At 41.3% G+C, this 13640-nt stretch carries 10 protein-coding genes and 1 pseudogene; 3 read left to right on the top strand and 8 right to left on the bottom strand.

The genetic code is table 11. The features are described from left to right. Nucleotides 1-58: 58 nt before the first annotated feature. On the bottom strand, nucleotides 59-643 hold the full coding sequence (locus tag ACTXGK_RS22665) for an O-methyltransferase (protein WP_443516339.1): 585 nt from the start codon (nucleotides 641-643) through the stop codon (nucleotides 59-61). Nucleotides 644-844: 201 nt separating this feature from the next. Here ACTXGK_RS22665 and ACTXGK_RS22660 point away from each other — a divergent pair. The 3 genes and pseudogenes from ACTXGK_RS22660 (at nucleotide 845) to ACTXGK_RS22650 (ending at nucleotide 4147) form a co-directional block, all read left to right on the top strand. Then, a pseudogene (locus tag ACTXGK_RS22660) lies at nucleotides 845-2000 on the top strand (IS3 family transposase). A 327-nt stretch (nucleotides 2001-2327) separates the two neighbouring features. Beyond that, a complete protein-coding gene (locus ACTXGK_RS22655) occupies nucleotides 2328-2708 on the top strand; it encodes a hypothetical protein (RefSeq protein WP_296207000.1) in 381 nt (126 codons plus the stop codon). Between the two features lie 146 nt (nucleotides 2709-2854). Then, on the top strand, nucleotides 2855-4147 hold the full coding sequence (locus ACTXGK_RS22650) for an ATP-binding protein (RefSeq protein ID WP_443516341.1): 1293 nt from the start codon (nucleotides 2855-2857) through the stop codon (nucleotides 4145-4147). Between the two features lie 499 nt (nucleotides 4148-4646). Here ACTXGK_RS22650 and ACTXGK_RS22645 read toward each other — a convergent pair whose 3' ends face one another. The 7 genes from ACTXGK_RS22645 to kdpF form a co-directional block, all read right to left on the bottom strand. Continuing rightward, nucleotides 4647-5189: a DUF3124 domain-containing protein gene (locus ACTXGK_RS22645; RefSeq protein ID WP_296207002.1), complete on the bottom strand. Its 543-nt coding sequence runs from the start codon at nucleotides 5187-5189 to the stop codon at nucleotides 4647-4649. A gap of 75 nt (nucleotides 5190-5264) precedes the next feature. After that, nucleotides 5265-5951 (bottom strand): response regulator, encoded by a 687-nt coding sequence (locus tag ACTXGK_RS22640; protein ID WP_055125057.1) that lies wholly within the window; start codon nucleotides 5949-5951, stop codon nucleotides 5265-5267. Between the two features lie 43 nt (nucleotides 5952-5994). Next, nucleotides 5995-8745, bottom strand: a complete 2751-nt coding sequence (locus ACTXGK_RS22635; RefSeq protein ID WP_296207004.1) for a DUF4118 domain-containing protein — start codon at nucleotides 8743-8745, stop codon at nucleotides 5995-5997. Between the two features lie 84 nt (nucleotides 8746-8829). Beyond that, on the bottom strand, nucleotides 8830-9504 hold the full coding sequence (kdpC, locus tag ACTXGK_RS22630) for a potassium-transporting ATPase subunit KdpC (protein WP_372810911.1): 675 nt from the start codon (nucleotides 9502-9504) through the stop codon (nucleotides 8830-8832). A 21-nt stretch (nucleotides 9505-9525) separates the two neighbouring features. Continuing rightward, entirely contained in the window at nucleotides 9526-11664 is a 2139-nt protein-coding gene (gene kdpB / locus ACTXGK_RS22625) for a potassium-transporting ATPase subunit KdpB (protein ID WP_296207008.1), read from the bottom strand. A 120-nt stretch (nucleotides 11665-11784) separates the two neighbouring features. Further along, on the bottom strand, nucleotides 11785-13497 hold the full coding sequence (gene kdpA, locus ACTXGK_RS22620; protein ID WP_443516344.1) for a potassium-transporting ATPase subunit KdpA: 1713 nt from the start codon (nucleotides 13495-13497) through the stop codon (nucleotides 11785-11787). Continuing rightward, a complete protein-coding gene (gene kdpF, locus ACTXGK_RS22615; RefSeq protein ID WP_084674193.1) occupies nucleotides 13497-13577 on the bottom strand; it encodes a K(+)-transporting ATPase subunit F in 81 nt (26 codons plus the stop codon). Before kdpF ends, kdpA begins: the two co-directional genes overlap by 1 nt. Between the last annotated feature and the right edge of the window lie 63 nt (nucleotides 13578-13640).

Genomic DNA, 13640 nt, shown 5'->3' with positions numbered 1-13640 from the left:
TATATTTATCCTTAAATACGAATCGTTATTTGATTTACATGTTGACTTTGGCAGCGACCTACCATTTTTTTAGCGCCACGAACTCACCCTTACCAATGGGAGCTAAGTAGGTGTGAAACTGTGAATTACCATTGAAATAATTAAAAACGTCTGTCATTTCCTCCTTATGAGAGACTGCATTATCAAATACAATGACGCCTTTTGTCCTAGTTAACCGTATTACATCCTCCAAGATATCTAAATACAATTTTCTATCCATATCAACAAAAACTAAGTCAAAGCTTTTACTCATTTCTGATAAGATCATGGGTGCGTCACCCTCAATAATCTTAATCCTATCCACTAAGCCTGTACTTAAAAAATTCTCCCTTGCAGCGCTAACCTTCTTAGAATCGTTTTCTATTGTGGTGATTTGAACGTCTTCGTCAGTACATAATGCTAACCAAGCAGCAGAATAACCATTTGAAGTACCTACCTCTAATATTCTTTCTGCTGATGTGATTTGAGCCAGCAGTCCTAAGAACTTACCTGTATCTGGCGTTATATTGAGGTACTTATCAATTTTATTGATAGATTTTGAGTCGTTAATCTGACCTTCCATATATAGTTCACTTAAAAAACTTTCAATATCTATGTCATTCATTTAAGTAAAACTCCTCACTTATTAAGTCAATTCAAAATCCGTTTTAGCCTCAATCTTACCCCAAGTCCTTTTACTAATTCTACTATTAAATCTTTATCTCCCTGTCTGGTCAAAAAGCCTAATAAACTATTAATTGTGACCCCTGCCGTCAAATCCGTACACCTAAAATTAGTAAACTAACGACTCGATGAGGAGTTTACCATGACTAAGAAAATCAGAACTTACAGCACAGAATTCAAAGTCGAAGCCGTCAAGAAGACAGCAGACAATAACGGCAATATTTCAGCGACTTCAAAGCAACTCGGCATCGCCATGCAAACGCTATCGAACTGGCATAACAAAGCCAACCAAGGCAAGCTTAAATTGGCTGAAAAGGAACGAGATATATTAAAAAATGCGACGGCGTACTTCGCCAATGAGGAACGTTAAGAAACAGTCTGGTAGACTATTTTAGTGACGCAAAACGTAGGGCTATACCCGCAGTGACAGCTCGTAAGGTACGCCTTTATACAAACTAATAGACAGGTCTTTAGTATCGTCTCTATGTGCCGTGTACTAAGTATTAAGCCGTCAAGCTACTACGACTGGATCAATCGTGATATCAGCGACCAACAGATACATCGTAACCATTGTGAGCTACTAGTTAAGCCGCTCACAGTGAAAGTAAAGAACGTTATTGTTATAAGCGTTTGCATGCAAATCTGACAGAGCAAGGTTTTGACATTAGCACATACATGGTTAGAAGTATCAAAGAAGAACACGGCAACAAATGCCGTCGCCACAAACGCTTTAAAGTCACTACGGACTCAAACCATTATAAAATGGTTTATCTAAACGTGTTGGATCAGCTGTTTGATGCTAAGCGTCCTGATGAGTCTTGGGTCAGTTACATCACCTATATCTGGACAGATGAGGGTTGTACTTGGCAGGCGTTAAAGACTTATATACTAAAGAGATGGTCGGCTATGCCATCAACAAACGTATGACCGCCGATCTAGTATGCAAAGCATTGAACATGGCCATCAAGAATAAACGTCCAAGCCAAGGGCTGATTGTACATTCAGATAGAGGCAGTCTGTACTGTAGCCATGCCTACCACAAGATTATCAAACAGCATCAGTTTACAGGCTCAATGAGTGGTAAGTGCAACTGCTTTGATAACGCTTCGATAGAAAGCTTCTGGTGCATTTTGAAGAATGAGCTGGTATATCACCAAGACTATAAAACAAGGTTTGTAGCGATCAGCGATATCATTGGCTATATTGAGCTGTACTACAACCAAACGAGGATTCAAAAGAGTTTAGGCTATAGATCGCCAAGACAGGTGTGGTTTAACTTTTACCGTCAAGCTGCGTAACTAAAATCTCCCAAGTTTAACTGTACGGATTTGACGGCAGGGGTCAGTAATCGAATACTTTATGAGAGTTACTACTGTTCTTCATGATATCTATTACATACTCTGTATTATCTGCAGAAATACCAACAATAGCTGACCACTACAGATTAACTATAAGATACTGAACCCTCAATATTGAAGTGAAATTTTACAATTAAGAAGTGTTAACTTTATTGTGGAAATACCTAATTTAGTCGATAATAGTCTATTAATGTAGTTATAACCAGATTTTTTGATTGTGCTTTATAAAAATTCTAATTTATTGATATCTTTTACAGGAAAAGCTAAATGTCCAACCTCAAATTGGCAACAGTAGGATTTGCCTCAATTATATTTATAAGTATAGGTTGCAGCAATGAAGAGTTCAATAGCGTTAATGAAGTGAAAGAAAACCCATCAGAAGCCATAACGAAGCAAACTCCAGAAGAGGTAGAAGTGCGTGGAACCTTTAAAAGAAGCTTTGAAATACATGAGCTAGATGCGAATGGGAAAGTTTACTATGTGTCAGATCCCAAACAGCTTTTGATGGAAGACTCAAATCAAATTGGTCAAGACGGTTATTACAAGTTGTTTGAAACTTGCGTGGTCGGAGTGATCGGCTCTGAAGGTGGTTACGGACCTACTGGTAAGTACGAAAATGAAATTACTGTTCGCGAAATTTGTGTATGAAGAGGGGAATAGTCTAAAAAACTCTGAAAGTTAATCAGCAGGTTATACGTTAGCAAGAAGCCATTATTTGCTAAATTGATGAGTTTCTATTTTAAGGAATATCAAAAATCTTAATCTATAAAATTATCTCAAACAAGCATCTGCGTATGGCACTGCTATTTTTGCTGATTCAGCAAATTATTGTGGCGTCATCGACATACTTTATTGCTCGCCTTTCACAAAGCTTAACCGAGGATAGTATCTCAATTTTGTATATGCTGTTATTTGCCGCCTCTTTAATAGCAGTTTACGTGCCTGCGTATTTTTGTGTTACCAATACAGAACGCGCTAAGTACGATGCTCATAAGCTTTACAATGATGATTTTCATGCTGTCTTTTTAGGTAAGACTTATTTGTTATCTAGCGACGAGTTACAGAGTACGGCAACGACAACGCTCGCTCAAGAAAGTAACTATACCCTTGAGACAGTTATTGATAGTATTTTTGATATTTCAGCGTTGGTACTCAATGTCTTATTTAACGTGTTGGTCATTGCTTGGTTTTTAGATGGCACATTACTGCTTGGTTATGCAGTAGGTATTATTTTCGCCTCCATGTTTGTGCATTTTAGACGACATGCTTTAAAAATGGCTGCCAAAACAGATCAGAAATCACGGCTGAATTTAACCGCTAAGCTTTTCGACAGTTGGGATAACGTCGTTATTTTCAATAAGCATAATTTCAAGATTTATAATAATATTGTTCAAAAAAGCTTTGCGACAGCTAAGAATAATAGCGTTAAATCTACATCGATTCAGCACATCAATTCAAGCTTAGGCATGATAATATTGATGCTGCCGGTCTTTGTGGTCACTGCTTTCATTTTTAATAAAAATTGGCATGATGCTACGACGATGGCGGTACTAATTGCCACGCTGCCAAGACAAATTCAGCTATTGCAAATGTGCTATGCCTTGATTGGCTACCATACCAGTATTGGCGTTATTAAAACGATGCTAGATGGCATTTTAGAGGTTTTACAACCTACCACTGTGGATTTAGATACCTACATTCAGGCAAACCAAATACGGGTGAAGCAAACAGGGGAAATTTTTGATTCAACACAACTACCCAAGCAAGGTAGAGTAACGTTGGTTGGTAATAATGGTGTTGGTAAATCTTGTATATTACTCAAGCTCAAAGACCACTACCAAGAACAGGCCTACTATTTACCTGCTAAGCATAATTTATATTTCAATTACAAAACTGACAAAGCCCATAGAGGTTCAACAGGACAACAACTCATCAAGCAAATTCAAGAAATTAGAGAGGACGACCAAAGTAGGATTGTCATGCTTGATGAGTGGGATGCCCATTTAGATAAAAAGAATACTCAAATTATAGATCAATATCTTGATGAGCTTGCCCAAACAAGACTTGTAGTGGATGTTAGACATTGATTTGAAAAGCGCTTAATCTAATATTATTGCTGATATCCAAACTCGTTTTTTATATGTTACTTACTGATTCGATCAAACGGGTGCGTCTCCCAAATAGGGAATTAGAATTTAGTTGTAGGCTGATAGTATGCTTTGAACACCAGACAAGTCACTATGCTCAATATTTTGCTAACAAACTTTTGTGGCAAGTTGATTACCAAGAGATGGGCAGTCATGACCAAGTGTTCTATAGACAAAGCACTACTGGACATTAATGATTTGATAGAGAAGGGGGTGCTGAAAAATTCTGAGGCTTCAGGGCGTAGCACGAGCTAGGAATTAGCTTTGTGATAAACAAAGATCGCATGGTTTGTATTTTACTGCAAAGCAGCGTAACTAAAATCTCCCAAATTTAAGTTTACAAAGTTGAAGGTAGGGGTCAGTTCGCTTTGGAAATACGTTCTTGTACTCTTTTTATATGATAAACAACGATATATATTTAATAAAAAATGATTTTTTATTAGTGCATCACTGGCGTTGCTTGCGTATTGAAAGCAAAAGCTTTATTACTAAAATTACCAATCATTACCGCCTCAATCACTGGTTTAACCGTATCATCTAAAGCTTCAACCTCAATGATAAAGTCTGCACCAGGACCCCCTTTATTTTCTTCTTTTTCAACGATATAGTTGAGGGTTGCCATAGGTGGCAGCTTAATTGAGTTCTCGATATATGACTTTATTAGCTCTCCGTTAGTACCGTAATAATCAATTTTATTGATATAAAGCGATTTGTTTAATGTGATGTTACGAATACTCAAAGTCGCTGATAGCAATACTTTTTGATTGTACCTATCAATATAAATGTCTGAATAAATGGGCACATAAAAGGTTTGTTTATAACTTAATTGACGGGGATCGACGGCTGAGGTTATTTCAAGCTCTTTCATAGGATCTTTATTATTTTCTGAAAATACTATATTGGGATCTTCTATTGATTTATCACAACCTGATAACAGCACCAATATAGCAATGGCTATGGCGGACATATTGAGCTTGTTCATGATGTTTCCCTCTTTTTTTGCATCTTACCATCGGCTTAATATTCTAGTTAGGAGACTAAATACATTCATGTATTGTCAGTCTTTAGGGATATGTAGCTTGTAGCCGACACCGATTTCGGTTAAGAAGAAATTTGGTCGAGAAGGATTATCTTCTAGTTTCTGGCGTAAATTTGACATAAATATGCGAACATAATGTTCTTGATGGTTATGACCTTTACCCCAAACTTCATTAAGCAGTTGTTTATGGGTCAGTACTTTTTCCGCATAACGGATCAGGACAGTCAGCAAGCGATACTCAATAGGTGTTAAATGGACGTCTTTACCATTTTTCTTGACTTGTCTCTGCGTCAGATCGATGCTGACATTGCCAAGCTCTATCTGACTAGGTGCTTCGTAGCCAACCTGCCAGCGGCGCATATGGGCATTAACACGCGCAACCAATTCGCCCATACTAAAAGGTTTCACTAAATAATCATCTGCACCTAAATTGAGCGCTTTTATTTTATCCTGCTCATCACTGCGAGCTGATAATACTAAAATAGGTAATGAAGACCATGTCCTAATATCTGCAATAACGTCACAGCCATCACCATCAGGTAAGCCAAGATCTAATATCAGTAAGTCAGGACGGCGCGTCGCAGCTTCTATTAAGCCTCTGTGCGAGCTATCCGCGGTAAAAATTTGATAGCCTTCTTGCTCCATCGCTGTTTTAATAAATCGTGCAATATGGGCTTCATCTTCGATGATTAGTATGGTCTTCATAAGTATGTTTTTCGCTATTAGTGTTGACCTTATGATATAGCACTTATCGTGCTAAGTTTGCTGAATCAATATTTGGGCTGCTTGCTATAAAGTCGTCACTCAATAAATCCTGTTCAGGTAAAGGTTGCCAAGGTAGCGTTATGATAAATTGTGCACCGTGAGGTTGTATATTGTTAGCGCTTAACGTGCCACCCAGATGCTCAACTAAATCTCTGCTCAAAGCTAAGCCTAAACCCAATCCCGTTGTGATACTTTCCGAATTCCCTCGAGTGAAGCGCTCAAATATTTGTGTCTCCATACCTTCAGGTAGACCTTCTCCTGTGTCTGTTACCGTTATCAGGTACTGCTTATTGTCATCAAGCATTGTTTTAATGCAAACACAGGCATCGTCTGGGGTATAATTGATGGCATTGGTGAGTAAGTTATTTAAAATGCGAGACAATATCAATTCGTCAGTATAAACAAAGTCAATATTATGAGGGATGTCTATTTCTATCTGGCGCTCTTTTAAATAGTGCTCAAGTTGACGTATATTACTGCCAACAATTTCCTCCAAGCTCACCCATTGCTTATTTAGTTTCATACCACCAGATTGTAGTGAAACGTAATCTAAAATATTAATGACCAAGCGCTGAATAACGTTTGCTTGCTGCTCGATATCAACTGCCAGTTGTTTTTGCTCACTTACCGTTAAACTCTGTATAGCAAGAGAAGACGCTAAACCAGATAATACAGTTATCGGCGTTCGGATATCATGAGACAGCGCTGATAATAGCGTTCCACGAAGCCTCTCTGACTCTACCTTTATAAGTGCGGTTTGAGCCACTTTTGCATAATATACCCTCTCCAAGGCTAGCGTTATTTGGGCAATAGCCACATCAAGCGTTCGTTGTTGTTCGGGTTGATTAAAACTCTCACTATCTGTCGGCATTAACGCTAGTACACCAAGCACTTTACTGGAAGTCGAAAGCGCTCGATAGTGCATCGTGTTAGCGTTGAGTGTATTTGTGCCTAATCCAGCGCTCTCATTGTGATCAAGCACCCACCGAGTCACTACCCAATTGAACTCTGCAGGTATGCTACTATCTGTCATAACAACGAGTTTATTGTCCGCATCTGGCATCACTATGATTGCAGTGCTAGCAATATGCTGTGTTAGCCATGCTGCAGCTTGGCTGATGATGTCATTGTTTTTACGAGCAGCACTTAGGCTTTGAGCAAGATAGCTCATGGATATTGCCTGCTGTTCACGTTTACGGGCAGCTTGTGCCTGAAATCGCAGGCCAACTGCTAGGTTGTTAATGATTAAAGAGACAACGAGCATAACGGCAAAGGTCACTAAATATTGGACATCACTGACATTAAATGACAGCTTAGGTTCAACAAAAAACAAATCAAAGCTCAGTACGCTCAAAAATGCAGCCAATATGCCGGGAGCGCGTCCAAAGCGTACCGAGATAAAGACAATTACTAATAAGTACAGCATGACCACGTTGGCTAAATCAAACCAGCGTGTCAGGGCAACTAGGGTAACAGTTACTAATCCGCATCCCAAAACTGCCATAAGATAGCCATTATGGTTATCTACCGATGATAATTCTGCCACGTTCCAAGACGGTAATTGACGCTCATTAATAGTTTTGCTTAACTGCTTAGTTTGATTAACCAATATCAAATCTAAATTAACGTCTTGCTGTGAGATGAGCTTGACCAGCGACTGACCCCAGTGATACGGTCTAGAGCGGTTAGCATGGTTTTGTCCAATAATAATACGGCCAATATTGAATTGATGGGCATAGCTGGTCAAACCCTCTGCCACGGTAATGGCACTAATCACTTCGGTTTTTGCACCCAAATCATCCGCTAAACGCAATGCCTCCAAAACTTTCTGCTTATTATTAACTGAACGATTTAAACCGCGTGGTGTATTGACATGTACCACATACCACTGTGAATGTAGACTACTGGCCAGCCTAGCAGCATGACGAATGAGGCGTTCGCTGTGCGCCCCCGTACTGATTCCTACCAATAGCTGATCTGCGGTATTCCAAATAGGTGAAATTCGAGCTTGGTTACGATAATCTTGCATATCTGCATCGACCAAGTCTGCGGTTCGGCGTAATGCCAGCTCTCGCAGCGCGATCAAATTACCTTTACGAAAGAAGTTATTAATAGCGTGTTTGGCTTGGCTTGGAATGTATACTTTACCTTCGTGAAGACGCGCCAATAATTCATCTGCCGGTAAATCAACCAATACCACTTCATTTGCCTGATCAAAAAACCAGTCGGGCAAGGTTTCTTGAACCACCACTCCGGTAATTTGATTGACAACATCATTTAAGCTTTCTAAATGCTGAACGTTTAGGGTCGTGTAAACACTGATACCTGCTTTTAGTAACTCTTCAACATCATGCCAACGTTTAGGATGGCGAGATCCTGGAATATTACTATGTGCCAGCTCATCAACCAGCAAAATATCTGGATGACTGGCGAGAGCGGCATCAATGTCAAACTCTTGTAGCATCTGTCCACGATATTCAATCTCGCGTAGCGGCAATACTGATAGCCCTTGTACTAGTGCTGCTGTCTCACTGCGACCATGTGTCTCTACAATACCAACCAATACATTACGTCCATGCGCTTTTGCTTGGTGTGCAGAGGTCAGCATGTCATACGTTTTACCAACCCCGGCCGACGCTCCAAAAAATATCTTTAATTTACCTCTATTGACCGTATACTCTTGCTGCTTGATTTGCTGCAATAACGCATCTGGGCTAGGGCGGTTAATATTCATTATGACCCTCGATAGCTCTTAAATAAAAGTAAATTAAAGTGGCGGCTTTTAGTTAATCCGGTAGTGTTGTTTAATACTGTCTTACTATTTAACTGGGAGAGTAGATATCTGGTCTAAAGCTAAGTTAACGGCCAGCACATTGACACGCGGCTCTCCAAAGATATTAAACTGCTTACTATCGGTATTATCGTCGATTGCTTTTTGTACTTGTTCAGCACTTATTCCGCGTATGTTTGCCACTCTATTTGCTTGCCACTGGGCAGCCGCAGGTGAGATATGTGGATCCAAGCCACTTCCCGACATGGTTACCAAATCAATCGGAATCGGCGCTTTATTCTGTGGATCAGCAGCCTTAAGCTTTTGCACTTGCGCCTCAACATTGCTGGTAAGTTCAGGATTTAAAGGTCCCAAATTACTACCTGAAGATTGGGTGGCATCATAACCGTCACCAGCAGCAGAAGGTCGTGTCCATATATATTGTGGTTGATCAAACTGTTGGCCGATAAGCGCAGAGCCAACTAATTGTCCCTCTTTTTCTATTAAGCTACCATTTGCCTGATTGGGCATAGTCACTTGCCCGACGCCCGTCATTAGTAATGGATAGCATAAACCTAAAATGATACCTAATAATATAAATAGCAATATAGCAGGTTTGAGCATTGGCATATGAGTAGCAGCGTCATCTAATGCGTTGCTGCTATCTGTTGCATCTTGCACTGATGGCTTAGTGTTGGTATCTGGGTGAGAATGAGTGTGCATAGTAATATTCCTTGTGAATGGTTAGACCAGGTGCAATACGTTAATGAGTATATCGATAAGTTTAATACCCACAAAGGGTAGCAGTAGTCCGCCCAATCCATATATCAAGAGGTTCCGGCGCAATAGGTTAATAGCAGAGTCTGGACGATACTTTACCCCTCGCAGCGCTAGTGGAATTAGAAATACAATGATTAAAGCATTAAAGATAACCGCTGATAAAATAGCACTCTTTGGGCTGCCCAAATGCATAATATTTAAAACGTTTAAGGCGGGATAAGTACCAGCAAAAGCTGCTGGAATAATCGCAAAGTATTTAGCGACGTCATTAGCCAAACTAAAAGTCGTCAGCGCCCCACGGGTCATCAGCATCTGCTTGCCGGTTTGCACCACTTCAATAAGCTTGGTCGGGTTTGAGTCCAAATCCACCATGTTTGCCGCTTCTTTGGCCGCTTGAGTCCCACTATTCATAGCAACGGCAACATCAGCCTGGGCAAGTGCTGGCGCGTCATTGGTACCATCACCAGTCATCGCCACCAGCTTACCTTGGCGCTGATAACTACGAATCAATTCAAGTTTTTGTTCTGGGGTAGCCTCCGCCATAAAGTCATCAACCCCAGCTTCAGCAGCGATAGCAGCAGCCGTTAAAGGGTTGTCACCAGTAATCATCACGGTAGTAATACCGATTTTTCGCAATTCAGCAAAGCGCTCTTTGATACCAGATTTGACCACGTCTTTGAGCTCGATAACGCCTAATATCTGCTGACCATCTGCAACTAATAATGGTGTACTACCACGGCGCGCCACTTCTTCTACTTGTTGCTCCAAATTACTCGGTAGCGCACCGCCTTGTTCTGTCACCCAATTTACAATGGCATCATAAGCGCCCTTACGGATGCGGCGTTGCTCAATATCGGTACCACTCATGCGAGTTTGTGCGGTAAATTCGATAGTTTTAAATGGCTTTGATTTCCAGACATTCTCATCGATATCAAAACGACTTTGGGCCAGTTTGACGATACTGCGACCTTCGGGCGTCTCATCGGTTAGCGAGCTAATCAATGCCACTTCAGCTAGCAAGTTCTCGTTAATACCGTTAGAAGGCAGAAATAAAGAAGCTTGACGGTTACCATAAGTAATAGTGCCGGTCTTATCGAGCAATAGTACATCGACGTCGCCAGCAGCTTCTACCGCACGTCCAGAGGTCGCAATGACATTGGCTTGCATCATACGGCTCATACCTGCTACGCCAATAGCCGATAATAAACCGCCAATCGTTGTTGGAATAAGGCAGACCAGTAATGCGACTAAAATAACAATAGAGATGGGTTCGCCTTGACCTGATGCGAGCACTGCAAACTGAGAGAATGGCAACAGGGTGACGCAAACCATTAGAAATATCAGGGTTAATGCAATAAGCAAAATAGTCAGGGCAATCTCATTGGGCGTTTTAGTACGTTTGGCACCTTCTACCAAGGCAATCATACGATCTAAAAATCCTTGCCCTGGCGCTTGGGTAATACGAATCACTAGCCAGTCAGACAAGACTTTAGTACCGCCAGTGACGGCATTAAAATCACCGCCACTTTCACGGATTACGGGAGCGGATTCACCGGTGATGGCTGATTCATCAACTGAGGCAAGACCTTCTATCACCTCACCATCCGCTGGAATAATTTCTCCCATTTGCACTAAGACAATATCATCTTGATTAAGTTCAGTCGCCTGCACCATAGTAGCAGCGGATAATCGGTCGCTACCAGCAAGCTTACGTGCTTGCACATCTTGACGTGCTTGCTTAAGACTCGATGCTTGCGCTTTACTGCGACCTTCTGCTAAGGCTTCAGCAAAGTTGGCAAACAATAAGGTAAACCATAGCCAAAATGTAATTAATAAGGTAAAGACCAGTCCCGTTTGACCTTGGATTAACATGTTAATGGCCAATATGGTCGTCAACCATGAGCCGATATAAACGACGAACATCACGGGATTACGCCACTGAACGCGAGGATCAAGCTTGAGTAACGCATCTTTTAGCGCCGGTTTAATCAACGCCGGATTTAGGAGGCCTTGGGAAGGTTTTTCGGGTAAATCAGAGTTATCAGGCTCTTGTTGAGGCGGCACATCTAAGGTTTTATTATTAGTATCTATTGAAACATTCATGGTCTTTATTCCTAACATAATCATAAAAAGGGGGCAATTCACCACTAACAAGGTAAGTGCCTATTTATCAAATCTATCAACTTTGCCAAATTTGCTAAAGTCTAGATAAATAGGCAGCGGCTAACCTTTCATCATCCATATATGCTCTACAATAGGTCCAAGCGCTAACGCAGGAATGAAAGTCAATGCGCCAATCATCAGCACGGTTCCGACTAATAGACCCACAAATAATGGCGTAGTCGTCGGTAAAGTACCGCTATTGACTTCAAGCCTTGGTTTTTTCGCCAACGATCCTGCCAAAGCCAATACTGGAATGATGACCCCAAAACGCCCAACCACCATCGCAAGCCCAAGCATAGTGTTATAAAAGACCGAATTGGCCCCCAATCCTGCAAAAGCAGAACCATTATTATTGGCAGCAGAGCTAAAGGCATACAGCACTTCACTAAAACCATGAGCGCCAGGATTAAAAATCCCTGCTTGACCGCTTGCAGTCATCACACTAATCGCCGTTCCCATTAGCACCATAGTGGGTGCTGCCAGTAATGCTAATACCACCATTTTTATCTCAAATGGTTCAATTTTTTTACCGAGATATTCTGGCGTCCGTCCAATCATGAGTCCTGATACGAATACCGCCAATATTGCAAATAGCAACATGCCATATAATCCTGCTCCAACACCGCCAAATACCACTTCACCTAACTGCATCTGTAACATCAAACCAAAGCCGCCCATCGGCGTAAATGAGTCATGCATTGCATTTACCGCACCACATGATGCCGCAGTAGTGATGGTGGCAAATAACGATGAAGCCACAATACCAAAGCGCACTTCTTTACCCTCCATATTGCCATTAACATCCGCGGCGGTTAGCCCTGACACTTGTGATGTTAACCAAGGATTACCAGCAAGCTCACTACTCACCGTTAATGAATACATACCAACGAACAATAGGGTCATGGCTGCTAATATCGCCACCCCTTGCTTCAGGTTGCCGCTCATCTTACCGAGACAAAAACACATTGAGGTAGGAATAAGAAAAATAGCGAGCATCTGAATTAAATTAGAAAAAGGCGTTGGATTTTCAAAGGGGTGGGCAGAGTTGGCATTAAAGAAACCACCACCGTTAGTACCCAACATTTTAATCGCTTCTTGTGACGCGACTGGCCCTAGCGCGATAGTTTGGATGTCACCTTGTAGCGTTTGCACGTCCATATAAATCGATAGGGTTTGTACGACGCCTTGGCTCATTAATAAAAGCGCGATAATGGTCGCAACTGGTAGTAGGATATAAATATTACAGCGCCATAAATCGATCCACGCATTACCAAGGTGAGCGCTTTTCTTAAATACCAAGCCACGCATTAAGGCAAAAGCGACGGCAATACCTGTTGCTGCTGACAAAAAGTTTTGTAGTGACATACCTAGCATTTGGGTGAGGTAGCTCATCGTGCTTTCGCCACCATAAGCTTGCCAGTTGGTATTAGTCATAAAACTGATGGCCGTATTCATGGCCAAGTCCCAAGTGACGCCGGTCATCGCTTGCGGATTGAGCGGTAGATTGCCTTGCACCAGTTGCAATATAAATAGCGCCAAAAAGCCAATGATGTTAAATAAGACAATAGCCAGTACATACTGTTTCCAGTTCATCCCCGACGCAACATTACCTTTGCTATCTCGTCCAAGCATACCGAGTGCAGTAAAACCGCGTGATTCAAGACGGGATATTGGTGCCTGCATACGCTGCAGGATATAACCGGATAAAAAATAGCCCAAAGTAAATAAAATGAGAAGATAAATAATCAACTGAGATAAAGCCTGGATGGTCATTAGAACGCCTCCGGTTTAATCAGTACGTATAGCAAATAGACAAATAAACCTAGGGCGATAAGCCCTGAAAATACTTCCATAGCACTCTCCTAACACCAAGATCAGTCAATTAATTGCCGCAAGATTACTAAGACCTTGCTGCT

This window comes from Psychrobacter sp. T6-5, assembly GCF_052258485.2.
GTDB lineage: Bacteria > Pseudomonadota > Gammaproteobacteria > Pseudomonadales > Moraxellaceae > Psychrobacter.
This window is presented reverse-complemented; position numbering and strand designations above follow the sequence as displayed.

Coding starts and splice junctions, on each gene's coding strand:
- kdpF (WP_084674193.1), bottom strand. CDS start 13,577: ATGGAAGTATTTTCAGGGCTTATCGCCCTAGGTTTATTTGTCTATTTG.
- ACTXGK_RS22645 (WP_296207002.1), bottom strand. CDS start 5,189: ATGAACAAGCTCAATATGTCCGCCATAGCCATTGCTATATTGGTGCTG.
- kdpB (WP_296207008.1), bottom strand. CDS start 11,664: ATGAATGTTTCAATAGATACTAATAATAAAACCTTAGATGTGCCGCCT.
- kdpA (WP_443516344.1), bottom strand. CDS start 13,497: ATGACCATCCAGGCTTTATCTCAGTTGATTATTTATCTTCTCATTTTA.
- ACTXGK_RS22640 (WP_055125057.1), bottom strand. CDS start 5,951: ATGAAGACCATACTAATCATCGAAGATGAAGCCCATATTGCACGATTT.
- ACTXGK_RS22665 (WP_443516339.1), bottom strand. CDS start 643: ATGAATGACATAGATATTGAAAGTTTTTTAAGTGAACTATATATGGAA.
- ACTXGK_RS22635 (WP_296207004.1), bottom strand. CDS start 8,745: ATGAATATTAACCGCCCTAGCCCAGATGCGTTATTGCAGCAAATCAAG.
- kdpC (WP_372810911.1), bottom strand. CDS start 9,504: ATGCACACTCATTCTCACCCAGATACCAACACTAAGCCATCAGTGCAA.
- ACTXGK_RS22655 (WP_296207000.1), top strand. CDS start 2,328: ATGTCCAACCTCAAATTGGCAACAGTAGGATTTGCCTCAATTATATTT.
- ACTXGK_RS22650 (WP_443516341.1), top strand. CDS start 2,855: ATGGCACTGCTATTTTTGCTGATTCAGCAAATTATTGTGGCGTCATCG.